19 protein-coding genes are annotated in these 25,813 nt (G+C 49.3%); 8 read left to right on the plus strand and 11 right to left on the minus strand.

The features are described from left to right. Positions 1-82: 82 nt before the first annotated feature. Positions 83-2,416, minus strand: a complete 2,334-nt coding sequence (locus tag C5S61_RS11635; protein WP_110515226.1) for a Kelch repeat-containing protein — start codon at positions 2,414-2,416, stop codon at positions 83-85. 195 nt (positions 2,417-2,611) lie between these two features. On the opposite strand from C5S61_RS11635, the gene C5S61_RS11640 reads away from it, so the two are divergent. Then, positions 2,612-3,223 carry a hypothetical protein gene (locus C5S61_RS11640; protein ID WP_110515227.1) on the plus strand — a complete coding sequence of 204 codons (612 nt, stop codon included), beginning with the start codon at positions 2,612-2,614 and terminating at the stop codon, positions 3,221-3,223. Positions 3,224-3,337: 114 nt separating this feature from the next. Beyond that, positions 3,338-4,054 (plus strand): phosphatase PAP2 family protein, encoded by a 717-nt coding sequence (locus C5S61_RS11645; RefSeq protein WP_164689397.1) that lies wholly within the window; start codon positions 3,338-3,340, stop codon positions 4,052-4,054. Here C5S61_RS11645 and C5S61_RS11650 read toward each other — a convergent pair. Continuing rightward, positions 4,051-5,619, minus strand: coding sequence for a phytoene desaturase family protein (locus tag C5S61_RS11650; protein ID WP_110515229.1), 1,569 nt, complete (start codon positions 5,617-5,619; stop codon positions 4,051-4,053). The genes C5S61_RS11645 and C5S61_RS11650 overlap by 4 nt on opposite strands. 166 nt (positions 5,620-5,785) lie before the next feature. Here C5S61_RS11650 and C5S61_RS11655 point away from each other — a divergent pair, with 166 nt between their 5' ends. Continuing rightward, positions 5,786-8,011, plus strand: coding sequence for a discoidin domain-containing protein (locus C5S61_RS11655; protein ID WP_110515230.1), 2,226 nt, complete (start codon positions 5,786-5,788; stop codon positions 8,009-8,011). Between the two features lie 88 nt (positions 8,012-8,099). Then, positions 8,100-8,465 (plus strand): cupin domain-containing protein, encoded by a 366-nt coding sequence (locus C5S61_RS11660; protein ID WP_110515231.1) that lies wholly within the window; start codon positions 8,100-8,102, stop codon positions 8,463-8,465. Between the two features lie 55 nt (positions 8,466-8,520). Here C5S61_RS11660 and C5S61_RS11665 read toward each other — a convergent pair whose 3' ends face one another. Beyond that, a complete protein-coding gene (locus tag C5S61_RS11665) occupies positions 8,521-8,922 on the minus strand; it encodes a hypothetical protein (protein WP_110515232.1) in 402 nt (133 codons plus the stop codon). Between the two features lie 124 nt (positions 8,923-9,046). Continuing rightward, positions 9,047-13,339, minus strand: a complete 4,293-nt coding sequence (locus C5S61_RS11670) for a hypothetical protein (protein WP_110515233.1) — start codon at positions 13,337-13,339, stop codon at positions 9,047-9,049. 599 nt (positions 13,340-13,938) lie between these two features. Here C5S61_RS11670 and C5S61_RS11675 point away from each other — a divergent pair. Continuing rightward, positions 13,939-15,840, plus strand: a complete 1,902-nt coding sequence (locus C5S61_RS11675) for a cellulase family glycosylhydrolase (RefSeq protein WP_110515234.1) — start codon at positions 13,939-13,941, stop codon at positions 15,838-15,840. A 266-nt stretch (positions 15,841-16,106) separates the two neighbouring features. On the opposite strand, the gene C5S61_RS11680 is transcribed toward C5S61_RS11675, so the two are convergent. The 4 genes from C5S61_RS11680 to C5S61_RS11695 are packed head-to-tail and all read right to left on the minus strand — an operon-like array spanning position 16,107 to position 20,318. Further along, positions 16,107-16,658, minus strand: a complete 552-nt coding sequence (locus C5S61_RS11680; protein WP_110515235.1) for a sigma-70 family RNA polymerase sigma factor — start codon at positions 16,656-16,658, stop codon at positions 16,107-16,109. Continuing rightward, complete coding sequence (locus C5S61_RS11685) at positions 16,655-17,749, minus strand: flavin-containing monooxygenase (protein WP_110515236.1); 1,095 nt, start codon at positions 17,747-17,749, stop codon at positions 16,655-16,657. The genes C5S61_RS11680 and C5S61_RS11685 overlap by 4 nt, the downstream gene beginning before the upstream one ends. Then, positions 17,742-18,968 carry an MFS transporter gene (locus C5S61_RS11690; protein WP_110515237.1) on the minus strand — a complete coding sequence of 409 codons (1,227 nt, stop codon included), beginning with the start codon at positions 18,966-18,968 and terminating at the stop codon, positions 17,742-17,744. Before C5S61_RS11690 ends, C5S61_RS11685 begins: the two co-directional genes overlap by 8 nt. A 45-nt stretch (positions 18,969-19,013) precedes the next feature. Next, positions 19,014-20,318 (minus strand): NAD(P)-binding domain-containing protein, encoded by a 1,305-nt coding sequence (locus tag C5S61_RS11695; RefSeq protein WP_110515238.1) that lies wholly within the window; start codon positions 20,316-20,318, stop codon positions 19,014-19,016. Between the two features lie 276 nt (positions 20,319-20,594). On the opposite strand from C5S61_RS11695, the gene C5S61_RS11700 reads away from it, so the two are divergent. Genes C5S61_RS11700 through C5S61_RS11710 form a run of 3 tightly spaced genes read left to right on the plus strand, consistent with a single transcriptional unit; the run spans position 20,595 to position 21,728 of the window. Beyond that, positions 20,595-20,945: a hypothetical protein gene (locus C5S61_RS11700; RefSeq protein WP_110515239.1), complete on the plus strand. Its 351-nt coding sequence runs from the start codon at positions 20,595-20,597 to the stop codon at positions 20,943-20,945. 34 nt (positions 20,946-20,979) lie between these two features. Beyond that, positions 20,980-21,345: a hypothetical protein gene (locus tag C5S61_RS11705; protein WP_110515240.1), complete on the plus strand. Its 366-nt coding sequence runs from the start codon at positions 20,980-20,982 to the stop codon at positions 21,343-21,345. A 29-nt stretch (positions 21,346-21,374) separates the two neighbouring features. After that, the gene (locus C5S61_RS11710) at positions 21,375-21,728 is read left to right on the plus strand and encodes a hypothetical protein (protein WP_110515241.1); all 354 of its coding nucleotides are present in this window, start codon (positions 21,375-21,377) and stop codon (positions 21,726-21,728) included. Positions 21,729-21,808: 80 nt separating this feature from the next. On the opposite strand, the gene otsB is transcribed toward C5S61_RS11710, so the two are convergent. Genes otsB through C5S61_RS11725 form a run of 3 tightly spaced genes read right to left on the minus strand, consistent with a single transcriptional unit; the run spans position 21,809 to position 25,740 of the window. Further along, the gene (otsB, locus tag C5S61_RS11715) at positions 21,809-22,627 is read right to left on the minus strand and encodes a trehalose-phosphatase (RefSeq protein WP_110515242.1); all 819 of its coding nucleotides are present in this window, start codon (positions 22,625-22,627) and stop codon (positions 21,809-21,811) included. Continuing rightward, on the minus strand, positions 22,608-24,254 hold the full coding sequence (treS, locus tag C5S61_RS11720) for a maltose alpha-D-glucosyltransferase (protein WP_110515243.1): 1,647 nt from the start codon (positions 24,252-24,254) through the stop codon (positions 22,608-22,610). The genes otsB and treS overlap by 20 nt, the downstream gene beginning before the upstream one ends. Before the next feature lie 16 nt (positions 24,255-24,270). Continuing rightward, the gene (locus tag C5S61_RS11725; RefSeq protein ID WP_110515244.1) at positions 24,271-25,740 is read right to left on the minus strand and encodes an alpha,alpha-trehalose-phosphate synthase (UDP-forming); all 1,470 of its coding nucleotides are present in this window, start codon (positions 25,738-25,740) and stop codon (positions 24,271-24,273) included. Positions 25,741-25,813 lie beyond the last annotated feature (73 nt).

Genomic DNA, 25,813 nt, shown 5'->3' on the forward strand with positions numbered 1-25,813 from the left:
TAAAAATAGGTGCTCCCCCTCGCCCGCGTGCAGTGGGCGAGGGGGCTGGGGGGTGAGGGAACACCCAACAATAAACACCCCACTATTTACTAGCCCACGGCACATAAATTCGAATTCGTTGCTCAGCTAGGGTTGCCGTCGGTGAATCGGTTGCTGTCGGCAATTCGGTCGGCGTACTCGTTGCAGTCACGCTGGGAGTTGGCGTTGCCGTCGCCGTTGCTGTTGGTACAGCGGTTGGTATTAATGTATTGGTCGGATTCGATGTTGGCAATTCGGTTGGCGTATGTGTTGCCGTTGGTACATCGGTTGACGTACTCGTTGCTGTTGGCATGTCTGTTGGCAATTCGGTTGCCGTATTCGTCGGAAGCGCCGTTGGCGTGGCCGTGGCCGTATTCGTTGGCGTATTAGTCGCGGTTGCGGTTGGCATTTCTGTTGGTATTTCAGTTGGCGTGTTAGTCGCGGTTTCAGTTGGCGTATTAGTTTCGGTTGGGGTGGCGGTTGCAGGCGCTTGGGTAGCAGCCCCAGGATTATAAACCTCAAAAATACGCGATTGGCTGCTCGTGGCTTGGGTTCCGCCAGCAGGCACGTAGATCCGCCCGCCAACCAACATTGGCGCATGACCTTGACGTGCTGTGGGCATGGCAGCCACGCTGCGCCAACGCTTCGTCACAGGATTGTACACATCAACCCGATCGCTGACACTCGCTTGATCTGAGCCGCCCATTAGATAAAATTCGCCTTTGTACCAAATGGCTTGGCCAAGATCCGCCCGCGCTTGCGGCAAAGGCGGAATTGTCTGGTCGCTCACGCTGCTCGTCCATGTTTGGGTTAGCGGATCATAGATTTGCACATCGGCGCTGGCCGCCCCAGTTGTACCGCTGGCTCGCCCGCCAAACAAGTAGAAATAACGCCCATCAGTGCCGCCAGCAGCGCCATTGCGCGCCAAGGGCATTGTTGGCAACGAAGCCCACGTATTGGCTGTGGGATCATAGACCGCATGATAATTTGAGGTATTGCCGCTCACAATCCCGCCAGCAACATAGATTTTGCCATCAATTAATGCAGAGCTAGCGGCCATGGTGGCAAATGGCATCGCCGCGCCTTGCGACCAAGTATTGCTCGAAGGCTGATAGATTTGGACTTTGCCAGCGCTTGTGCCTGCTCCGCCGAACAAATAGAGTCGTTGATTCCAAACTTGGGCCGTGTGGCTATGGCTTTTATATGGGCGTTGCGCCAAACCAGCATTCCACGAGTTCGCACCAAGATCGAAGGCCGCCGTCGCGCCATTGCTCTCGCCAACCAAATACATTTTATTGCCAATAATCCCGCCAGAAGCCTCACCGAGCGAGATTGGCAAGGTTCGAGCCAGTTCCCAATGATCTTCAAGCTGGCCAATCCACATTTCTGGGTTGGGCACATAGCCGCCAGTTGTAACCAAAATTTTATTGCCATAAGCTGCGCCCACTGGAGTTTTGCGCACGCCAGGAATCGAGGTTAATTTCATCCAAACATTGTCGTTGGGATCATAGAGCATCACATCGGCGGAAGCCAAGCCATAATCGCCACCGTTGACAGAGCCGCCAACAACCATAATTCGCCCATCGACTTCAAACACCGACGAGGTGATATGGCCGCGGCCTTTGGGCAAATCGGCCACGCGCGTCCAGCTATCGCTGCTCGGATCATACCGATCAACTTCAACTTGGCTGCTCGTCGATTCAGCGGCTAAATATTGGCCGCCAATCGCATAGATATAGCCATTCAGCGTTGCCGCGCCAAGGTGATTGCGGGCGTTGGGCATGGGTGCGGCGGTGCGCCAAACGTGGGTATCCAAATTAAGCACAAAATGCTGGTCGCTGTCCCATTCTTCGAGCTGGCGATCGCGGCGATGTGCACCGCCAAAAAAGTGAATTTCGCGGCCCAACTTGGTTGCTCCAGCTGCGCCCCGATCTGCTGGCAAATCTGGGCCACGGCTCCAAGCATTGGTAATGGTGTTGTAAACCCACACATGCTGCGTGCTGCCGCCTGGCGAATCGCCAATATAGCCACCAAGCACATAAATTAAATCCCCATCGGCAACAACTGGCGCATGGGTGATCGCTTCGGGAATATTTGCGCAAATTCGCCATTGATTGGTAGTGATGTTATAGGCAAAAACTGTATCGGTGGCCTGCACTTGGTTGGTGTAAAACCCGCCAATCACATACAAGCTATCGCCAACGATTGCCCCGCCAGCCTCAAAACGAGCCAAAGGAATCGGCTGAAACGTATTCCAATTAAACATATTTGGGTTTGCAGCAACACGAGAATTGGAAACGGGAGGAGCAATTTGGGCTTTGGTCGGGGTTAAATAGCCAAGCCCAAACAAACCGAGAATGCTGAACAGCAGCAACCAACGAACCGAGATCAAGCGCATAACATCCCTAAAGCAGCGCCAATTAAGCGCAATGCAGTTAATCAGCAAACTGGATATAGCCAAAACGACCGGTGCAGGCTATTATACAAAGAGAGTCAAGCTGAAAGCGCAAATCAATTTCATATTCATTCACAGTGCTGCAACAACTGTGAAATTGTTGTCGTCCAATCGAGGCCAAAACCATAGGAGGAAGTTATGCAACCATATACCGATCACGATACCGAACGCGCGCGCCAAATTGAGGCCGCCCAAGCTCAATATCCGATCTATCAAACCAATCAACAAGCGCCAAGCAACAAACTTTTAGATCAACTGACTGCCCAGCGCGATTCGCGCGGTATTGCAGCAATTGGCTTGATCGTGTTTGGGGTTTTATGGTTTCTAGCGCGTTTGATGGGCGGCACTGATTTTGGGATCGATTCCGATTCATTTATTGCAGGCATGATTTTATTTACGATTGCCAGCTGTTTCTTTTTCTTTGCCTTTGCCAAACGCCTGTTTGGGCTGTTTATTCCCGCAGCAATTCTGACTGGACTTGCGGTTGGGATTCCCTTTGCCGAGCTAACTAATGGGATATCGGTTGTTTGGGGCTTGGCCTTGAGTTTTGGGTCAATTGGCCTGCTTGGCAAGCCGCTGTTTCGCACCAACGGCTTTTGGGGCTTTATTCCGGCCTCGATTTTGTTTGTTGTTGGTACGATTATCGCAATTACCACCTTGCCAGGTTTCCTAAGTCTTGGTATGGTATGGGTGCCGATCGTGCTAATCGGGGCAGGTCTCTACCTTGGGTGGGGCCGCAGCCGGATCTAGTCATACTCGGCAGTATTGAACAACCACGGAGCCAATTCCTCGGCTCCGTGGTTTTTTTGTTGGCCTTAAGCCTGCTATAGTGGCCCACTAGCTAGCTTAATGGAGTTCTATTCGATGCAACAATCGCAAACCAACAACACATGGGAACCTGATGTTTCCGAAACTGCAATCGGCGGCTTGCGCGCAATTCTGATTTCTACCGCCGCCACTGCTGGCTTGATTGCCATTTTTTGGTGGCTTTCAGGCTTTATTAATAATGACATTAACCAATTTGATCTTGATGGCTTGGCTGGTGGGTTTTGGTTGCGCAGCCATGAGCCCTATCTCACGCCAATTTTTTATCTGGCAACCTGGATTGGCACGCTCTATGGCTTAAGTTTCCAAACCCTCATCGTCGGTTATTGGCTTTATCGGCGCAAGCCAGCAGCATGGCGCAGCCGCTTGAGCTTAATCGTGTTAGCCCTGCTTGGCGCGGCAATTTGGATGACGGTGCTCAAACAGGGCTTCGAGCGGCCACGCCCCAGTATCTTCGAGCCAGCCTACCAGATTAGCACCTATAGCTTTCCCAGTGGCCATGCCATGGCAGCCGCAGCGTGGTACGGCAGTTTGGCAATCGCCCTTAGTTATGACCAGCGCCAACAACGGCGTTGGGGAATGCTTAGCGCTTTGGCTGCCATGGCTGTGCTAATTGGCATCTCACGCGTGGTTTTTGCAGTCCATTATCCTACCGATATTAGCGCTGGCTGGATTGGCGGCATCGCATGGTTAGCCTGCTTACGAGCCGTGTGGCATGGCATTAGTTGGCAGCGGCAGCGCCGCCGAGCCAATTAACTTAACAATTGCTTGGCCACAATATAGCCAGAACCGCCATTAATTCCATGGCCCGGCCAGGTTGCGGCCCCTAGCATAAAGATATTTGGCACCAAGGTTTGATGGCTTGGTTGGGCTGGCATTGGCCGCAACACATAGCTTTGCGCCAGATCATGCGCGCCACCATAGGGATCGCCAGGCCCAAGATTGGGGCTAAATTGCGCCAAGTTGGTTGGCGTAATCACGTTTATTCCCAAAACACTCGAAGGAATATTCGGAATATGACGTTCAACGATTGCTAAAATGCGTTCAACAAAACGCTTGGTTAGATCGCCTGTCCATGTGCCATCGCCAACCGCAATCTGGTCAGCAGCATCGCCAAGTGGGCGGCACGGCACTTCGAGCACTTGCACGCGCATAATCGCCTTGCCTGCAGGCGCACGGCTTGGGTCGAGGTTGGTTGGGCAATCAACAGTAAAGGTTGGATTGCTCGGCAACAAGCCCGCCATCGCTTGAGCAACCGCTAAGGTGCATTGATTCAAGCCATCGGTTAAATGCGGCTGGCCAATCCGATTAAAGCGGGCATCAGGCCAACGCGGCGGCTCGCTGAGCGCCAAATGAATTTGCACGCAACCCCGCCCATAACGATAATTTTTGGCTTGTTGCAGCACATGATCCAGCTGCGGCGTATCGGCCAACAAGCGCAAATACAGTTGATCAGGATTGACCGACGCAATCACATGCTCGCGCACCTTGAAGGCCTCGCCAGTATTAGTATGCACTTCGCTGGCCTTGCCATTATCGAGCACAATTTTGGTTGCTGCGGTTTGGGTGCGAATCACGCCGCCATGATCGCTGATTAAACGGCCCAAAGCCACGGCTAATTGCTCACTGCCACCCTCAGGCGTGGCCATGCCAGCACCCATCGTTGCCAATACAATCAGATAAACCCACAAACCACTGCCAATTTCATCGGGATTGCGGCCAAGATGCATCACCCATGGCGCAAGCATAGCCTGCATCACTGGCGATTGAAATGGACTGACCACATGGCGCGCTGTTTCAAACAGCAACTTACTAAATGGCGAGTAGCCTGCTTCGCCATGCAGCAAGCGTTGAATAATCGTTTGTGCTGCGGGCGCTTGCAAATCCATGGCAAACAAGCGAAACACATCATCAACATAGGGATTGAATGCACCAAGCATTTGACCAAAGATTGCGCCATCGCCCGTTGCTAAGCGCTCAGCCTCAGCCAACACAGCCTCGAAGGCTTGAGGCAAAATCGCGGTGCGGCCATCGCTAAACGATACACCAGTTGGAATATCGGTGTTGATGTAGCGCAAACCGCGCGCGGTTAAATCAGCGCCAAGCTCAGCATAGGCTTGGCTGGTCGTAAAAAGCGGGTGGGCCGAGGAATAGACATCGTGCTTGAAGCCAGGCAAGGTTAGTTCTTCTGTGCGGACAAGGCCACCAATGCGATCGTTGTTTTCGAGCACCAACACCGATTTGCCTGCTCGCGCCAAATAGGCTGCCGCAATCAGGGCATTGTGTCCGCTGCCAATCACCACATTATCGTAGCTATCCATAACACTCCTTTCACACGTCGATAGAGCAAAAGGTAGCGCTAGCTAGCTATTCAAACAGCAAATTCAAGTCATCTTTGATTGAAACCCTTGCATAAGCATATCTTAACATGCTTTAATTACTTTCATTGGAATAAGTAGCGGTCTTTTGATCAAAGGAGCGACAACGATGTTCTTAAATGGACGCTTTTCTGCTCGTGCTGGATCACGCTTGGCCTTATTGGCATGTTTGCTGCTCAGCCCAATGCTGTTTTTGAGCAAGCCTCAAAGCACATTTGCCGCAACCAACCTAGCCTTGGGCAAAACGGCGCTTGCCTCAAGCAGCGAAAATGCGGCCACAGCAGCCAACTTTGCTGTCGATGGCAATGTAGATACTCGTTGGAGTAGCAGTTTTGCCGATGGCCAATGGTTGCGGGTCGATCTTGGCAGCGTGCAAAGCTTCAATCGGATTGTTTTGCGGTGGGAAGCAGCCTACGCCACCAGCTACCGCATCCAAATTTCCAATGATGCTGCCACGTGGACGACAATCCAAACCATTACAAACAGCGATGGCAATCTTGACGATCTAAGTATCAGTGGTACAGGCCGTTATTTGCGGGTCGAAGGCATCACTCGCGCCACAGCGTATGGCATTTCGTTATTTGAATTTGAAGTTTATGGCGCTGCAAATAGTAGCAATCTTGCATTAAACACAATAACGCTTGCCTCAAGCAGCGAAAATATGGCCACAGCAGCCAACTTTGCTGTCGATGGCAATGTAGATACTCGTTGGAGTAGCAGCTTTGCCGATGGCCAATGGTTGCGGGTCGATCTCGGCAGCGTGCAAAGCTTCAATCGGATTGTTTTGCGTTGGGAAGCAGCCTACGCCAGCAGCTACCGCATCCAAAGCTCCAATGATGCTGCCACGTGGACGACCATCCAAACTATCAGCAACAGCGATGGCAATCTCGACGATTTGAGCATCACTGGTACAGGCCGTTATTTGCGGGTCGAAGGCATCACCCGTGCAACCCAATATGGCATTTCGTTGTTTGAGGTTGAGGTTTATAGCGGCAGCATTCAACCAACGGTTCAACCGACGGCTCAGCCCACCGCGCAACCAACCAGCATTCCAAATAGCTGTCCAACGTCGAGCAACATTGCCTTAAATAAACCAGCCTATGCTTGGTTTTATGAATCGAAAACTTCAACTCCGGCCCAAGCCGTTGATGGCAACGCCACGACCACGCGCTGGAGCCATCTCTGGTATCCAAGCGGGCCAGCCAATGCTTGGTTGTATGTTGATTTAGGTTCAACGAATGCCACAATCAATCGCGTGCGCATCTTGTGGGAAGCAGCCTACGCCGCCGATTATCAAATTCAAATCTCAAATGATCGCAGCAATTGGACGAATTTGCGCAGCGTGGTTGGCAACACCCAAACCAGCAACGACTACAATCTGACTCCGGTTACTGGGCGCTATCTGCGCATCAACATGACCAAAAAGGCCACCGAATATGGCTATTCGATTTGGGAATTGGAAGTCTACGGCTGCAATGCTGGCAACCCAAGCTACGATCCAGCGCCAGCCCCATTGACTGGGAGCTATAGTCGAGTTTGGGTTGAAAATTTTGATGGCAACAGCTTGAACATGAGCAATTGGGCCTACGATAACGATGTGCATGTCAATGGCGAGCAGCAGCAATATACCAGCAACAATGTCGCAGTCAGCGGCGGTACACTGAAAATCACTGCCCGCAAAGAAACCGCCAACGGCTATCCCTTCACTTCAGGCCGAATTTTCGGTTTAGGCCGCCAAAGCTTCTTATATGGCAAGATGGTTGCGCGCATGAAGATGCCAGTTGGCGAAGGCTATTGGCCAGCCTTCTGGATGATGGGCGCAAATATCAATGAAGTTGGCTGGCCCGGCAACGGCGAGCTTGATATTATGGAAAATATTGGCTATGGCAACTGGACATCAGGCGCATTGCATGGCCCAGGCTATTGGGGCGCTGGCTCTGCTGGCGGCTTGGTTAATTTACCAGCAGGCCAAACAACTGGCGATTGGCACACCTACGCCGTCGAATGGGACCCAACCTTTATCAAATGGTTCGTTGATGATCGCGAAATTCTGAGCTTTACCCGTGCCCAAATTATCGCCGATTATGGCCAATGGACTTATGATAATCCCAAATTCTTTATCTTGAACTTGGCTTTGGGCGGCGAATATCCCGCTGGCTACAATGGCTGCACTGGCAATCCATTACCAGCAGGCTGCGCCTACTTCGGCCTCAAACAATCAACTGTCGATAGCATTGTGGCAGGCAATGGCTTGCTCGAAGTTGATTATGTTGAAGTTTGGCAAAAACCAGCTTCAGCAGCCCAATACTTGCCACTTGCCCAACAATCCAAATAGGATTAATCTCAATCAGCAACCAGACGGATGCGCGCTGGTATTCGTCTGGTTATCATTTAATCAGCCATTCGCTTTAAGGAGCAAATCGATGCCGTCAGTGATTAATCTGCTTGAGAAATTTGGTCATTTCAACGATTATTGGAATCCACGTGTAATCGGCGAGCTGAACGGCCAACAAGTTAAATTGGCAAAACTTCAAGGAGCTTTCGAGTGGCATCATCACGAGTATGAAGATGAATTATTTTTCGTGGTGCAAGGCCGCTTGCGCATGCAACTGCGTGATGGTGATCAAGTGCTGAATCAAGGCGACATGTTGATTGTACCGCGTGGGGTTGAGCATTGTCCCGTAGCTGAAACCGAGGAAGTTTGGTTGATGATGTTTGAGCCAGCAACCACGCTTAACACTGGCAATTTGAATAACGAGCGCACCCGCAGCAAACTCGAACAAATTTAGCCAAGGCATAAACAAGCCTCTCATAGTTTCGCTGCTACGAGAGGCTGCTGATCAATTAAATTGTACCGCGCACGTAGGCTTGGCCAATTGTAAACGTCATAATTACAAACAAAAAGGAGCCAACTGTGACTGCTGCTGCAAAACGGGTTTTGAGCTGCGGGCGCGCAATCGGAATCCAATAAAACAGCGAGCAAAAGAAAAGTGGTGCTAGCCCGCCTACATAATGAATATATAATTGTACGACACCAAGCCCTTGATCAAGCAATTTAATCCCCAGCAGTGCTTGAATCATAATCACCAGTTGCATGCTAATAATCGCCACATTAGCCCAGCGATTAAGCTCTTTGCCTTTCCAAGCCAACCAACAGGTATAACCCATCGCCAAAAGGCTAACTATGATCACAAGCGACCCCATATGCATGTGAATAGTTGGCGAAAGGAACATACGATCGATCACAAAGACCTCCTAAATAGATTCTGAGAACCATTCTCACCGCATCTCGAACTGTATCATAAAAATCTCGCTTAATAAAAAACCGTCCTGTTTGTTGAACAAACAGGGCGGTTGAGCTTGAGCAGATTTATTCGCCTTTCATTGCGATTGGCAAGAAAATCTTAACTTGGGTTGGTTGTGTCGTGCTGGTTGCGGTTGGTACGTTCGTACTTGTCGCCGTTGGCACGTTCGTACTCGTCGCGGTTGGAACATTGGTTGCCGTCGCAGTTGGCACGTTCGTACTCGTTGCCGTTGGGACATTGGTTGCCGTTGCAGTGGCAGTTACAATTGCCGTGGCCGTCGCCGTTGGCACGGTTGCCGTTGCGGTCGCAATCGATGTTGCGGTCGCGGTTGCAATCGATGTTGCCGTTGCGGTTACGGTTGGGACATCAGTTGCCGTCGCCGTTGGTACGTCAGTTGCCGTTGCGGTCGCGGTCGGAACATTCGTTGCCGTCGCCGTTGGTACGTCAGTTGCCGTTGCGGTCGGAACCTCAGTTGCCGTCGCCGTTGGTACGTCAGTTGCCGTTGCGGTCGGAACCTCAGTTGCCGTCGCCGTTGGTACGTCAGTTGCCGTTGCGGTCGGAACATTCGTTGCCGTTGGCACATCGGTCGCCGTTGCCGTTGCGGTTGGCACATCGGTCGCCGTTGCCGTTGGCACGTCGGTTGCCGTCGCGGTTGGTACGTCAGTTGCCGTCGCGGTCGGAACATTCGTCGCCGTCGCGGTTGGGACATCGGTCGCGGTTGCGGTCGGAACATTCGTTGCCGTCGCCGTTGGAACTTCGGTTGCCGTTGGCACGTCGGTTGCCGTCGCCGTTGGAACATCAGTTGCCGTCGCCGTTGGAACATCAGTTGCCGTCGCCGTTGGAACATTCGTTGCCGTCGCGGTTGGAACTTCGGTTGCCGTCGCGGTTGGAACTTCGGTTGCCGTCGCCGTTGGAACCTCAGTTGCCGTTGGCACAACACTGGTCGCCGTTGGCACTGGCGTATTGGTTGCCGCAGGTGCATCAAAGACTACTGGGTTAGTACCATTCGCAAATTCGGTTGCATTATTGTAGCTATCGTTATCAGGATTGCCACTCGCACCATCATCACCAGTACCACTCAATGGATCAAGACCATAGGTTACTTCCCAGCCATCTGGCAAGGTATCATTATCACTATCGCTATCGTTTGGATTCGTATTATTAGTATATTCAGCTGCGTTGTTCAAGCCATCAGCGTCAGGGTCGCCAGCTGCGCCATCATCACCAGTGCTGCTCAATGGATCAAGGCTATTATCAACTTCCCAGCCATCAGGTAAGCTGTCGTTATCGCTGTCACTATCGTTTGGATTCGTGCCCGCAATTGCTTCAGCGCCATCATTCAAGCCATCGTTATCGCTATCAGCATCCTGGGGATTCGTAGCATTTTGATATTCTTGCAGGTTGGTCGAGCCATCAGTATCTGGGTCGCCGGATGCACCATCATCGCCAATCCCACTCAATGGATTCAGGCTATTGCTGATTTCCCAACCATCGGGCAAGTTATCATTATCGCTGTCGCTATCATTTGGATCAGTGCCAGCAACAGTTTCAGCGCCGTCACTCAAACCATCATCATCACTGTCGTTATCATTTGGATTCGTCGCATTTTGATATTCTTGCAAGTTGGTTGAGCTGTCACCGTCTGGGTCGCCAGCTGCACCATTATTTCCTGTGCCGCTCAATGGATCAAGGCTATTATCAACTTCCCAGCCATCAGGCAAACCATCGCCATCACTATCACTATTGTTTGGATTCGTGCCCAACGAGGCTTCTTCACCATCAGTCAAGCCATCATTATCACTGTCGTTATCATTCGGGTTCGTACCTGCCGCGTATTCGGCTGCGTTATTCGAGCCATCAGCATCAGGGTCGCCAGCTGCACCATTATTGCCAGCGCCACTCAATGGATCAAGCCCATTGCTAGCTTCCCAACCATCGGGCAAGGTGTCGTTATCCGTGTCACTGTCGTTAGGATCAGTGCCCGCTGCCACCTCAGCACCATCGTTCAAGCCATCGCTATCGCTATCGGCAACTTGAGGATTAGTGTTGTTGACAAATTCAGCACCGTTATTCAAGCCATCATTGTCGGGATCGCCAGCTGCATCATTGGGATTCAATGGATTCAAGCCATTGTTCAATTCCCAGCCGTCTGGCAAGTTGTCATTGTCGGTGTCGCTATCGTTTGGATTTGTACCAGCAACAGCTTCAGCGCCATCATTCAAGCCGTCGTTATCGCTGTCGTTATCATTAGGGTTGGTGCCTGCTGCATATTCGGCTGCGTTATTCGAGCCATCAGCATCAGGGTCGCCAGCACCACCATTATTGCCAGTTCCACTCAATGGGTCAAGCCCATTATCGACTTCCCAGCCATCGGGTAAGCCATCGCCGTCACTATCAGCATTATTTGGATTCGTGCCCAACGAAGCTTCTTCACCATCATTCAAGCCATCGTTATCGCTGTCATTATCGTTGGGGTTGGTGCCATTTTGATATTCTTGCAAGTTGGTTGAACTATCAGCATCAGGGTCGCCAGCTGCACCCTGGTTGCCAGTTGCATTCAATGGATTCAAACTATTGGTAACTTCCCAGCCATCAGGCAAACCATCGCCATCACTATCAGCATTATTCGGATTCGTTCCCAACGCAGCTTCAGCGCCGTCATTCAAGCCATCGTTGTCGCTATCATTATCGTTGGGATGCGTGCCTGCTGCGTATTCAGCGGCATTGTTTGCGCCATCAGCATCAGGGTCGCCAGTTGCCCCATTGTTACCAGTGCTATTCAATGGATTCAAGCCATGGTTGACTTCCCAGCCATCGGGCAAGGTATCGCCATCGCTATCGGCATTATTCGGGTTCGTGCCAGCGCTGGCTTCAGCGCCATCAGTCAAGCCATCGTTGTCGCTATCATTATCATTTGGGTTGGTGCCATTTTGATATTCTTGCAAGTTGGTTGAGCTATCAGCATCAGGGTCGCCAGCTGCACCATTTGCGCCAGTGTTGCTTAATGGATTGAGGGTGTTTGCAACTTCCCAGCCATCGGGCAAGCCATCGGCATCGCTATCAGCATTATTGGGATTCGTACCCAAGGTCGATTCCTGGCCGTCCGTCAAGCTATCGTTGTCGCTATCGTTATCATTTGGATTGGTAGCATTTTGATATTCTTGTAGGTTGGTCGAGCCATCAGCATCGGGGTCACCTGATCCACCTTGGTTGCCGCTTGCATTCAATGGATTCAGGCTATTAGTAACTTCCCAGCCATCGGGTAAGCCATCGGTATCACTATCAGCATTATTTGGATTCGTGCCAAGCGCAGTTTCAGCACCATCATTTAATCCATCGCCATCGGTATCAGCATTTTTGGGATTCGTCCCTTTTTGATATTCTTGCAAATTGGTTGACCCATCGTTATCAGGATCACCAGCTGCGCCATTTGCGCCAGTTGCGCTCAATGGATTCAGCGTATAGGTGACTTCCCAACCATCGGGCAAGCCATCAGCATCACTATCTGGGTTGTTAGGATTAGTGCCAGCGGTCGTTTCAGCGCCGTCATTCAAGCCATCGCCATCAGTATCTGGATTTTTGGGATTGGTCGATTTTTGATATTCTTGCAGATTGGTCGAGCCATCGCTATCTGGATCGCCGGCTGCGCCATTCGCGCCAGTCGCATCTTTCGGATTTAGCGTATAGGTGACTTCCCAACCATCGGGCATGCCATCGCCATCAGTATCAGGATTGTTTGGGTTAGTCCCATTGACGATTTCCTGGCCATCATTCAAGCCATCATCATCACTATCAGGATCGAGGGGGTTAGTTCCGTTGGCAATCTCATCACTATCATTCACCCCATCATTATCGCTATGGGGGCGAAATGATTTCGTTGCAACTGCATCAATTTGATATGCAGTTAACAGTGAGGTAAAGCGGACATAGCGGTAGGGAGTAGGTTTATTTGCATAGGTTACAGTGGTTGAATAAATCGAACCAATTGATAAACCTACAAAGTTTAAGGGAGCTGAGGATATCACTTGGCGGCTACTATTGAGGAACTGAACTGTTGGAGCTATTTGTACCCCTAAGCCAGCGTAATAGACCACAAGGTCGCCAGTGCCTTCTTCGTTTGCACCCATATCGAGAGTAAGATTTAAGCCGACCAACCCAATCACAGTTGTTGTAGTACCGTTTGGTGCGCCAACCGCATTATTGCCATTAACAATCACACCACTCGTACTCGAATCAACCGCATTAGCGTAGGGAGTCTCTCCAGCAGCTGCTGCAGAGCGTGCCATACCAAGATTAAGAACGACGATGAAGGCGAGTAAAAGCCGCCCATAATTGCGCTGAGACCGGAAGAAATTCATACGATTGCTCCTCTGAAATGGCTACATGTCGCGTTCAAGAATGCTGAAGAACTGAGTAAATTGGCCTACCAGCTGCATCACAGTGGTTAATCGCTGCATTCGATAAAAATCAATCGTACCGATTAGGTAATGCAGCACAATAGCTGGGATACTCAGACTTCAAAGTTACAAATATCAATCACATAGACCACAAGACACTGCATCAAATCATGGATGCTAGCATATCCATCACAAGCTTGTTGTTGATCAACATTGATCGACGATTGGCAGAAAATGCAGCTACATCCTATACCATGCCGATTCAGATTTCGGTAATCTTTAGTCCTATATGCTTGAATTACCATGGTAATACAGGGGATGGGCTAGTACCACTTCTTGCTTAACCGTTATCACCCCAAACGGTGGGTTATACCACGAAGAGGTGATAGGCTTTTTATGGCTCAATTGCTCAAAATAGGGCTTCACAAATCAAAACTATTAATGTATTTTTAGAATTATGGATGAGAGCTATGCGGTAATTGAGGAATCGGTTTCAATAATAAGCGAGCAGATGCGCAATCGTATCGACCCCGATCGATTTAAGCACGAAGGGACAACGTATGTCACAGAAACACCGTTCGTTTCGCACCAGGCTGGCAATGCTTAGCGGTCTCGTAGCGCTGGTTCTAGCCAGCCAACCTGCAAGCACCAAGCCAACCGCCGCCGCCGCAACTTGTGAGGTTACCTACACAATTTCGAATCAATGGGAGACTGGCTTTACTGCCAATGTCAGTGTTAAGAATCTTGGAATCGGTCTCAATAATTGGCAACTAGGCTGGGATTTTGCTGGCAATCAGACGATTACGAATCTTTGGAATGGCACGCTTAGCCAAACTGGGCCTAGTGTGAGCGTGGCGAATCCTGCATGGGCCGCTAGTTTGCCAAGCAATGGTACTGCAAGCTTTGGCTTCCAAGCGAGTTACAGTGGCAGCAATTTGCTACCAACAGCGTTTAAGCTCAATGGAGTCAATTGTGGTGGCGATCAGCCCAATCCAACCCCAACCAACACGCTCGCGCCAACAACGCGGCCAGCAACCAGCACGCCAACAACCCCACCAAATACCTCAATTCCCACATTAACTGGTACGCCACGGCCAACCAACACTACGATTCCAACCAGTATTGCCACGGCCACCAGCACGCCACGGCCAACCAACACCGCGATTCCAACCAGCATTGCAACGGCCACTAGCACGCCAATCGGCAATAGCAACACCGACGATTGGTTGCATACCAACGGCAATCAAATTGTCGATAGTGCAGGCCGCCCTGTTTGGCTAACAGGAGTCAATTGGTTTGGATTTAACGCAACTGAACGGGTTTTTCATGGTTTGTGGTCGGCAAATTTAACCACAATGTTGCAAAGCATCGCGCAGCGTGGCTTGAATATTATTCGCGTACCAATCTCGACCGAATTAATTTTGGAGTGGAAAGCTGGAATTTTCAAAGCGCCTAATGTCAATACCTATGCCAATCCCGAATTAGAAGGCTTGACTTCGTTGCAAATTTTCGATCGTTTTGTGCTGCTTTCAAAGCAATTTGGCATCAAAGTGATGATCGATGTGCATAGCGCCGAGGCTGATAACGCTGGCCATTATGCTCCATTGTGGTACAAAGGTACGATCACCAGCGAACAGTTTTATCAGGCTTGGGAATGGATTACCGATCGTTACAAAAATGATGATACGGTTATCGCAATGGATATTAAGAACGAGCCACACGGCACTGCTCACGATAATCAAACCAGCGGCCAATTTGCCAAATGGGATAATTCGAGCGACATCAATAATTGGAAATATGTCTGCGAAACTGCCAGCAAGCGCATTCTTGCAATCAATCCCAATGTGTTGGTGTTGTGCGAGGGCAACGAGGTTTATCCCAAAGCAGGGGCCAATTACAGCTCAAATAATAAAAACGATTACTATTTCACGTGGTGGGGCGGTAATTTACGCGGCGTGCGCGATTATCCAGTCAACCTAGGAGCCAACCAAGATCAATTGGTCTATTCGCCACACGATTATGGCCCGTTGGTGTTCAATCAATCGTGGTTCTACCCTGGTTTTAGCAAAGAAACGCTTTACAACGATGTTTGGCAGCCAAACTGGTTTTTTATTCACGAAGAGAATATTGCACCGTTGTTTATTGGCGAATGGGGTGGCTTTTTGGATGGCGGCGCAAACGAACAATGGATGAAAGCGTTGCGTGATTTGATCAAAGAGCACTATTTACATCATACGTTTTGGGTGCTCAACCCTAACTCTGGCGATACCGGCGGCCTTTTGGGCTACGATTGGGCCACGTGGGATGAGGCCAAATATGCGTTGCTCAAGCCAGCATTATGGGCTGATCGCAATGGTAAATTCGTTAGCTTAGATCATCAAATTCCGCTTGGTGGCGCGGCTACGGGCACAACAATTACCAACTATTATCAACAAACCAACCCAGCCCCAACCAACCCCTAAGCATTGTTTTAAATAGTAAAAGGCCTTGACATGAAAACATGTCAAGGCCTTTGCTTTTATGTCAATAAAAAACTAGCAACAATCGCAGCAATCGCCTGAGCAGCAGGTTGCTTGTTCTTCTGCTGAGCAGCAGTCGTTGCTTGATTGGGTGGGTTCGTTCGTTGCCATGAGTGGCCTCCTGTAAATAAATAATGGTGCAAGCTGCGCATTGAATCATTCACATGCGCTGTACTATTAAAGACGGGCAATTGGCAAAAGGACGCAGATTAAACCAGCTGAATTGATTGCTGTTGTGAATAACAACCCAACACATGACCATCAGCATCGCGCTCAACGGCACAACATTGCTCAAACAGCTGGCGTAATTTCTGGCGCGCACGTTGAACCCGCGATTTTGTGCCCGAAAACGACAAGCCCAATTCGATGCTCAAGGCCTGTTGACTGATGCCTTCAAAGGCTGTGCGTTGCAAAACCAAGCGATCTTGGGCAGGCAAACGGGCCAACATTTGCTGCATACACTGGTCAAAGCCAGCTAAAATTGGTGGTGCTTGTTGCTGTTCAGCTGCCAAGGTCTCATCAAGCTCGCTGGTTTCGCGGCGGCTGCGATAGCGATCGATAAGTTTGCGGCGGGCAATTTGCCACAGCCAAGCCCGACTCCGCTCAGGATCGTGAAGTTGCTCGCGTTTGAGATAGGCAGCCAGAAAAATATCTTGCAACAAATCTTCGACCGCAGTGGAATCAGCCAAACGTGCGGCTAAAAATCGGCGTAGCTGCTCGGCTGAGTTCAACCAAAGCTGGTGCAAATCAGGCTGATTCATTGCCACACCGCCCAACGACAACAACGAACTGGTTGATTTATCTGCGCTTGAAGCTGGCGCACAACCCGCGCTGCATCAGCGCCAACGCCCCGCAAAGTTGCCGAAGCAAAATTATATTGTTGCTCCAAGCCAACATAGTACAAGTTATCAACCGTGGTGCTAACCCCAGCCTTGTGTAATGGCAAACCAGCCTGATCCAGTGCGTTGAGGTTTTGCAGATAGCCTAAAGCTGGCCGATAGCCAGTTGCAAATAACACAACATCAACCTGCTCGGGCTGACCATCGGCCCAAACAATTCCAGTTTCGGTAAAACGCTCAAACATTGCCCGCCGCTGTGGTTGGTTTTGATTAATTTTTCTGCTATACAGACCAGTATCGAGGACAATACCTTCAGTACGTTGCTGAATCCAGCGGCCCAAACGGCTGTTGAGCGCCAAGCGATCAAAGCCAGTGAGCCACCACCACCAATGCAGATCGCGTCCGGCAATCGTTTGCGCCTGAAAGCGAATCGGCTGGCGGGTGGCAAGGGTTACGTTGGCAACTTCAGCAAGCTCAATTGCAATTTGAATGGCCGAATTGCCAGCGCCAACAACAATCACCCGTTTGCCAAGCAACGCATTGGGATCGCGATAGCTGGCGCTATGCAAAATCTGGCCTTGAAATAACGCTTGATCGGGCAATTGGGGGATAAAAGGCCGCGAAAATGCTCCGCTTGCTGCAATAATCTGGCCAGCTTGAAAAACCCGACCATCGTTTGCTAGCAGGCGAAAACCATTCTGCTGGCGTTCGATAGTGCGAATTGGCGTATTGGTTTGAATTGGCAACTTAAAATGCTCAGCATAGCGGCGCAAATAGGCCACCACCGCAGCGCGATCAGGATAACTATCAGCAGGCGCAGGAAAATCAAGGCCCGGCAAACTCGAAAAACGAGCAGGGGAAAAGAGCTTCAAACTATCATAATAGGCTGGCCACGAGCCACCAACCAGCGGCTGGGCCTCGAGAATTTGAAACGGTAATTTGGCTTGTTGCAGCCAATAGCCAGCAGCTAAACCAGCCTGGCCTGCGCCGATCACAATCGTTTGATTAAGCATTACTTGCACCTCGAATGACATAAATTGCTGCTGCGCTGATCAGACACATCAGCAACAACAACCCAAAGAGTGGTTGATAACTATGCAGCAGCGCCACCAAAAAGCTGGCTAAAACTGGAGCCAATGCTCGCGCGGTTGTCGTCAACAACGATAAAGCGCCGCTGATGCTGGCATATTGCGCGGTGCCGAACACATCGGCCACCAAGGCTGCTCGAGTTGGGGTCAACGCGCCAGAACCAGCACCAAACAAGCAGGCAAAGAGCATTAACCCCATCACGCTTGGCACCAATAAGAAGATTGCAAACGCTAGGCTTTGCAACAAACACAACATCCACGCTAATTGCACTTGGGGCAAACGCCGCCCTACGCTACCAATCAAAATTCGGCTGGGAATTTGCGACCCACCTAAGACTGCAACCGCCAAGGCCTGAATTTCCGGCGCATAGCCTTGGGCGTTAATCGCCGAGATCAAATGCACGCCAAGCGTAAATGTTGCCATTGTGGTCAGTCCAAACGCCAAAGCCAACCACCAAAATGCGCCAACCCGCACGGCCTTGCCCAATGACATCGATGCTTGGATCGGCGGCGTGGGAGCAGTGGCAGCAACTGAATGCGGCGCTCCATCTGGCAGTAAGCCCAAATCGGCAGGTTTGGCCCGTAGCACCAAGCCATGCAGCGGAATCGTGAGTATTGCCAAACCACCAGCTAGCCAAAGTAAGACTTCGCGCCAAGCCATTGTGCTGAGTAAATGCGTGGTTAAGGGCACATACACAACGCTCGCCAAACCGCCACCAACTGTCAAAATGGTGAGTGCATGTTGGCGTTTACGCTGAAACCATGTCGCAACGACGGCAAACGCTGGCTCATATAAAATTGCCGCCATCGCCACCCCCAAGCCAGCCCAAATAAGATACCAAGCTACGAGCGATTGGACGTTAGCCCATGCCACAACTAAAACCGTTGCCAAACACGAGCCAAGCGTCATCAAACCGCGTGCGCCATGGCGATCGAGCCAGCGGCCTATTGGCAGCGCAACAATCCCTGAAATAAACAACGCTAACGAAAATCCGCCAGTAAAATGAGCCTGCGGCCAACCCAACTCCTGCTGCATCGGAGCCAAAAGCACGCTAAATGCGTAATAAATCACGCCCCACGAAGTCATTTCAGTAAATCCCAGCGTGCTCACAATCCACCAGCCATAAAATGGGCTTTGCCGCATAACCAAATCCTCTTTTAGTTCACAATTGCTTGATCAGCGGCCATTCTACAACTGCAAAAGAATTTCGCTGCTAGCTGGCGTTGTGCCACAACAGGCCTCACCACCAAATTGAGTTTTACAGACCCCAGTTTCTGGCAAAACCAACTGCACCTCGCGGGCAGCCTGCCAATCGCCAACAATTGCCGCCACAACCGAGCGCACTTGCTCGTAGCCGGTACGCATCAAAAATGTTGGCGCACGACCATAGCTTTTCATGCCCACAATGTAGAAATTTGGCTCAGGATGGCGTAATTCTTCAGCGCCATGAGGGCGCACCGTGCCACAACTATGCTCATTTGGGTCAATTAAGGGAGCCAAAACGCGCGGACTTTCGACTGCCGAATCAAGCTCCAAACGCACTTCGCTAAGCATAGTCAAATCGGGGCGGAAGCCAGTTGTGGCAATCACTTGATCAAAACCATTGAGCTGACGTTCAGCAGCGTGCAAATTTAGTTGTTGGCTGGTTTGGCTGATCGTATCAATCCGAAAACCAGTAACCACCTTAAGGCGGCCACTCGCCAGCAGTTGCTCCACCTGAGCGCCTAAAACCCCACGCTGGACCAACTGATCGTTTGCGCCACCGCCATACAAGGCAGCATCAAGCTGTTCGCGGCGCATAATCCAGGTAATCGTGGTTGCTGGCGCTTGTTCAGCGAGGGTAGCCAAATCGAGCAGCGCATTAAAAGCTGAATGACCACTCCCAACCACCGCCACCGCACGATTGGCATAGCGTGCGCGCTCGCTGCCCAAAATATCGGGAATGCCATAGTAAATGTGCGTTGCGGCGCTGGCTTCGCCCAAGGCTGGCACACCTGCTGCCCCCAATGGATTTGGGCTGCGATACGTTCCGGAGGCATCAATCACTGCTTTGGCATGAATTTGCTGGGTCGTACCAGCAGTTTCGACTGTGAGTACAAATGGAGTCGTTGCGCGCCCTGCATTTTTCAATTTATCCAAACCCAAGCGCGTGATTGACACAACCTTGCTATTGAGTCGGAGTTGCGGTGCAATTTGGGGTAGTTGCGCCAATGGCGCTAAATAATCGCGCACCAATTCAGCTCCAGTTGGAAATTGGCTTAAATCGGGTGCTTGCCAACCAGTGGCACGCAACAGCGTTTCAGCCAGCGGATCAAGGTTGAATTCCCAAGGCGAGAATAGGCGCACATGGCCCCAAGTTTGCACCGAATCAGCCACGCGATGGCCGGCTTCAAAAATAATCGGTGTTTGATTGCGCGCCACCAAATGCGCTGCTGCTGCTAAACCAACCGGCCCCGACCCAATTACTGCCACTGGTAACGCTGCAAAATCCATCCAAAACCTCCATAATCGTAGATTGAAAATTTTCAATCCTAAGCTGAAACAAAAATCCACCAAAAATACTGATGGATTGAATTTTTTCGATAAGCAATTGCTAAAAATACGCTAGCCTTGTGCTGGCTAGCATGCGAAGTTTGGTTGTTGCTTAGCCTAACATAGAGATTGAAAAAAATCAATATGAAAAAAATGAGGCTAATTGCAACCACACACCGATTGCTTCGTATCATGGCGCTGTGTATACTACAAACACGACAACTCAGGAGAGAAGCCATGAAAATCTATCTTTCGCTCAACTCACTACCAGAGCTTGACGGCTACCCTAAGCCCCAAAAACGCCTGCTCTGGAAACAAGCGCTAAAAGCAAATCGTAAAAACAAAAGGGTTTGGCTTGGCTACGCTGTGCTCTTTGTCGGGATCATTACTGCGATAGTGCTTTTTCCAAAGCTAGATAGCCTTTGGATGGGCATGCTGTTGGGTGCAATCACTGGTGGAATTATCGGCTTAATCAGTAATTCCATTATTATTGCTGCACTGCGCCCAACTTTAGCTCACTATCGCCGTGAGCTTGAACATGCTACTGTGCAAAATGATCATGATTATTTTGTGCCACATGCTTTTTAATTTCTATCGTTCAAATAATTTTAGGATGTGATCGATGAAAATCTATCTTTCAACGACCTCAGTACCCGAACTTCAGGCTTATCCTAAAAATCAACATCGTTTATTAATTAAGCAGGCAACTAAAGAAAATATGCTGAATCCACTATTATGGTTTGGGTATGGCATACTGATTCTCAGCCTGTTGATTGTGATGCCAGCGGCAAGTATCTTCATGGTTTTTTATATGCAGCTAGTATTTCCATTGTCATTTCTAATTAGCATTCTTATTGGTGGAACTATTGGATTTGTAAGTGTCCAAATTCTCTATGCTGCACTGCGCCCAACTTTAGCCCGCTATCGCCGTGAGCTTGAGCAGGCTACTGCACAAAATGATTATGATTACTTCGTGCCCCATGCTTAATTAATCTCAATTCTAGTACAGGAATAGCCATGAAAATTTATTGGTCGAATAATGCAGTTCCTGAATTGCAAGGGCTTGATAAACATACACAGCTTGATTTGCGCTATCGGGCAATTAAAGCTAATCGTTATAATCTACGCTTATGGTTGGGTTTTCTAGCCATATTTGCGGGCTGTATGGAAATATTCGCAATAATTACATTTAATATTCCTTTTTCATTATTATCACCAATTCTTCAATTTTCGCTAACAATTTTATTTACATTTTGCTTTAATCAATATATTATTCGATTAATTCGACCACATTTACGTTTATATCGCACAGAATTAGATAAACCACGCTCAAACGATGATAACGATTATTTTGTACCACCTGCATTATAGCTATAACAAAAGCTCCAATCTGCAACCTGTTCTTAAACAAGTGTAGATTGGAGCTACCTGAATTGCGAATTTGGCAAATGCTAGCTATTCGTTGCTTGAACCTGAACCAGCCGCTGCTCAAGAATCCATTGCAGCACTTCGGCGGTTGAACCAACGCCATCGATACAAATATCGGCAGTTTCGGCCACCGATGGATGCGATTCTGGATTGATCACGCCAATCGCCACCGCTTGGCAACCACGTTCGCGAGCCGCTGCAATCGCCCGAAAGCCATCAACATCGGTCAAATCGTCGCCGAAGAAGATGGCGGCTTCGAGTTTTTGCTCTTCGATCAGCCAGCCGACTGCGCTGCCTTTATGCCAACTGACTGGTGGCCGAACCTCGAAAATCATCAAGCCTTCGGTGATAATCAAATTGTGGGCGGAAGCTAATTCGCCCAGCACTTTGCGCAACCAGGCCTCAGCAGCAGCTTGATCGGTAGCCAAACGATAGTGCAAGGTTGCAGTGATGCCCTTGGATTCAAGCACAACGCCTTCGGGCAAGGCATAGCGCTCCATCGCCACCACAAACTCGCGCACCGCAGCGCTAAACGGTTGGGCGGCAGGCACAAGCACACCGCCATCTTGGCCCCAAACTTCCAAGCCATGATTGCCGATATAGCGCATAGCTGGCAGTTGCAACATACGCTGAACATCGCGGGCCGCTCGACCGGAAACAGCCGCCACCAAGGGCAGATGCTCCGCTAACTGGCTTAAGGCGGCTCTGCATAAGGGATCAACCGTCGCACCATCGGGCGTTGGCGCAATCCTGCTGATCGTCCCATCAATATCGGTGATCAATCCCAAACGCTCGACGGCGATAATTGGTTGCAGGCGTTGTTTAAGCGTCGTCGAGAGCAAGGCGCGCTCCTTCTAAGCGGAACCACATAAAACCATGTGGCGCTAACGAGAGAAAGTATGGTGTTTCGGCCACTGTTGGAAATGGCGTTTCGCCAATCAATTCAACCAAGCGCATGCCCGCAAATTCAGCCAAATCAAGCTCGACTGGCTGGATAAAACGCGAAAGATTATTCACAATCAGCACAATTTGGTCGGAATAGCTGCGCAAATAGGCCAAAACTTTGCGATTTTGGGTTTCGAGAATCCGAATATCGCCGCGGCCAAAAACCGAATAGCGCTTGCGCACCCGAATCAGCCGCTTCATCCAATTCAGCAGCGATGATTGGACGCGCTCTTGGGCTTCGACATTGATCGCTTGATAGCCATAGACTGGATCGATAATTACTGGGCTATACAAACGGGCAAAATCGGCAGCTGAAAATCCTGCATTACGGTCGCCATTCCATTGCATCGGGGTTCGCACGCCATTACGGTCGCCAAGATAAATATTATCGCCCATACCAATTTCATCGCCATAATAAATAATTGGCGAGCCAGGCAAACTTAACAGCATGCTATTCATTAATTCCATCCGTCGCCGCGCGTTATCCATCAAGGGTGCTAAACGGCGACGAATGCCGATATTGATTTTCATGCGTGGATCGGCTGCATATTCACGATACATATAATCACGTTCTTCATCGGTAACCATTTCGAGGGTCAATTCATCGTGATTGCGTAAAAATGTTGCCCATTGACAATTATCGGGAATTTTTGGCGTTTGGCGTACAATATCGATAATTGGCGTGCTATCTTCTTTGCGAATCGCCATAAACATACGTGGCATAACCGGAAAATTAAACGCCATATGAAATTCATCATCATCACCAAAATAATGGCGCACATCATCCGGCCATTGATTTGCTTCGGCCAGCAACACACAATTAGGATAATTCTGATCGACAAATTCACGCATTTTGCGCAAAATTGCATGAGTTTCAGGTAAGTTTTCGCAATTTGTGCCATCGCGTTCGATCAAGTAGGGCACTGCATCAATGCGAAAGCCATCGACCCCGCGATCGAGCCAAAAACGCATAATATTGAACATTTCTTCCAATACAGCCGGATTCTCATAATTCAAATCGGGCTGGTGGCTAAAGAAACGATGCCAATAATAGGATTCCGAAGCATCATCCCAAGCCCAATTTGAGCGTTCAGTATCGGTGAAAATAATTCGTGCATCGCGATACAGTTGATTGTTATCGCTCCACACATAATAATCGCGATACGGCGAATCTGGTTGGCGAGCAGCTTGGAACCATGGATGTTGATCCGAAGTATGATTAACTACAAGGTCAATCATAACCCGCAAGCCACGCGAATGGGCTGCTTCGAAAAATGTAACCACATCTTCCATCGTGCCATAACTAGGATGCACATTACAATAATCGGCCACATCATAGCCATCATCTTTGCCAGGCGATGGATAGAACGGCAATAACCATAAACAATCGACCCCTAAACTTTGCAAATAATCCAAGCGCGAAATTAGGCCACGAAAATCGCCATTACCATCGCCATTACTATCTTGAAAAGCTCGTACATGCAATTCGTAAAAGATTGCATCTTTATACCAATCGTTCTGCATAAAACTCCTTTAGTAGCTAGCGCGCTTCCAAACCTGAGGCTTGTTCAACCGACTCTGAACGCTTAACATTGGCAGCTTGCAAAAACGTATTAACCCACCAGTAAATATCATATTGATTGATTGAATGGCGCAATTTGCTAATGTGTTCTATTCGTTCAGCACGCGGCATTGTGACAGCATTATAAATTGCTTGGGCCGTTCCAGTAAGATCATACGGATTAACCGTCAATGAATGTTCAGATAGTTGCATTGCAGCGCCAGCAAATTCGCTAAGGATGAGCACGCCATCATCAGGGCCACAAACCGCATATTCCTTTGCTACAAGATTCATGCCATCCTTTAACGGCGTGATTAATGCGGCATGAGCAGCACGATAATAGGCTAATAATTCGTCGCGGGGCAACGAGCGATAGATATAATGAATCGGAACCCAGCCAATTTTGGTATATTTGCCATTAATATCACTCACCAATTGCTGAATTGTTTGTTTTAATTCGGCATATTCATTAATATCTTCACGGCTTGGTACCACAACTTGGGTTAATGAAATTGTTTGTTGCAGCTCAGGATAGGTTTCAAGCAAAGTACTAAATGCCTGCAAGCGTTCTGGAATCCCTTTGGTATAATCCAAACGATCAACACCAAGAATTAATTTACGCGCCGGAAATGATTCGCGAATCTGGCCATACAAACTATCGACATCTTGGGTATGCGCAGCAGCGCGAAATTCATGGGGATCGATGCTAATTGGAAAGAAGCCAACTTTGGTTGGATTACGATCGGCGTGTGAAATTAATGGATATTCGCCAGAACGATCGATCTCTGCATCAGGCAATAATGATTCAACACAAATCAAGAAATTATTCAAATCGCGATTGGTTTGGAAGCCAAGCAAATCGTATTCCAGCAAGCCATTGAGAATTTGCTCGCGCCATGGCAATTTTAGAAAAATATCGATATGGGGAAAAGGAATATGTAAAAAGAAGCCAATATGGGCATCAATACCAAGCTGGCGTAATTCACAGGCAACATTAATTAATTGATAATCTTGAACCCAAATATAATTATCATCACGATAATGTTGGGCGATAGTTTCAGCATATTTACGATTCACTTGCTCATAGGTATTCCAATAACTTGGGTCGAAATTACAGCGCGATTGTAAATCGTGAAACAAGGGCCAAATAATTTCATTGGAAAAGCCCAAATAAAACTTCTCCTGTTCTTCTTGGCTCAAGTGAATCGCGTGCATATGATAGCCAATTGAATTGGTAGCATCTTCGAGCAATTGATCAACCGTCTGATCAGCATCATTGGTTCCCGACCAGCCGATCCATGTCCCGCGGGCTTGACGCAAGATTGGGTCAAGTGCAGTGACCAAGCCACCAGAGGCAGGTTTGAGCATCGGCGTGCCATTGGGTTGCTCAGCGATTGTAATCGGCAGGCGATTAGAAACAATCATCAGACGATTCGGTAATTCTTGCATGATTTGCCATCCTTCTAAAACACAGCGTTTATATCAATCCACAGCAAAATACGCAGCAATACAGCAGTATTGC

This window comes from Herpetosiphon llansteffanensis, assembly GCF_003205875.1.
GTDB classification, from domain to species: domain Bacteria; phylum Chloroflexota; class Chloroflexia; order Chloroflexales; family Herpetosiphonaceae; genus Herpetosiphon; species Herpetosiphon llansteffanensis.

Coding starts and splice junctions, on each gene's coding strand:
- C5S61_RS11635 (WP_110515226.1), bottom strand. CDS start 2,416: ATGCGCTTGATCTCGGTTCGTTGGTTGCTGCTGTTCAGCATTCTCGGT.
- C5S61_RS11695 (WP_110515238.1), bottom strand. CDS start 20,318: ATGGATTTTGCAGCGTTACCAGTGGCAGTAATTGGGTCGGGGCCGGTT.
- C5S61_RS11685 (WP_110515236.1), bottom strand. CDS start 17,749: ATGCTTAATCAAACGATTGTGATCGGCGCAGGCCAGGCTGGTTTAGCT.
- C5S61_RS11680 (WP_110515235.1), bottom strand. CDS start 16,658: ATGAATCAGCCTGATTTGCACCAGCTTTGGTTGAACTCAGCCGAGCAG.
- C5S61_RS11725 (WP_110515244.1), bottom strand. CDS start 25,740: ATGCAAGAATTACCGAATCGTCTGATGATTGTTTCTAATCGCCTGCCG.
- C5S61_RS11650 (WP_110515229.1), bottom strand. CDS start 5,619: ATGGATAGCTACGATAATGTGGTGATTGGCAGCGGACACAATGCCCTG.
- C5S61_RS11690 (WP_110515237.1), bottom strand. CDS start 18,968: ATGCGGCAAAGCCCATTTTATGGCTGGTGGATTGTGAGCACGCTGGGA.
- C5S61_RS11705 (WP_110515240.1), top strand. CDS start 20,980: ATGAAAATCTATCTTTCAACGACCTCAGTACCCGAACTTCAGGCTTAT.
- C5S61_RS11640 (WP_110515227.1), top strand. CDS start 2,612: ATGCAACCATATACCGATCACGATACCGAACGCGCGCGCCAAATTGAG.
- C5S61_RS11675 (WP_110515234.1), top strand. CDS start 13,939: ATGTCACAGAAACACCGTTCGTTTCGCACCAGGCTGGCAATGCTTAGC.
- C5S61_RS11670 (WP_110515233.1), bottom strand. CDS start 13,339: ATGAATTTCTTCCGGTCTCAGCGCAATTATGGGCGGCTTTTACTCGCC.
- C5S61_RS11710 (WP_110515241.1), top strand. CDS start 21,375: ATGAAAATTTATTGGTCGAATAATGCAGTTCCTGAATTGCAAGGGCTT.
- C5S61_RS11660 (WP_110515231.1), top strand. CDS start 8,100: ATGCCGTCAGTGATTAATCTGCTTGAGAAATTTGGTCATTTCAACGAT.
- C5S61_RS11655 (WP_110515230.1), top strand. CDS start 5,786: ATGTTCTTAAATGGACGCTTTTCTGCTCGTGCTGGATCACGCTTGGCC.
- treS (WP_110515243.1), bottom strand. CDS start 24,254: ATGCAGAACGATTGGTATAAAGATGCAATCTTTTACGAATTGCATGTA.
- C5S61_RS11645 (WP_164689397.1), top strand. CDS start 3,338: ATGCAACAATCGCAAACCAACAACACATGGGAACCTGATGTTTCCGAA.
- C5S61_RS11700 (WP_110515239.1), top strand. CDS start 20,595: ATGAAAATCTATCTTTCGCTCAACTCACTACCAGAGCTTGACGGCTAC.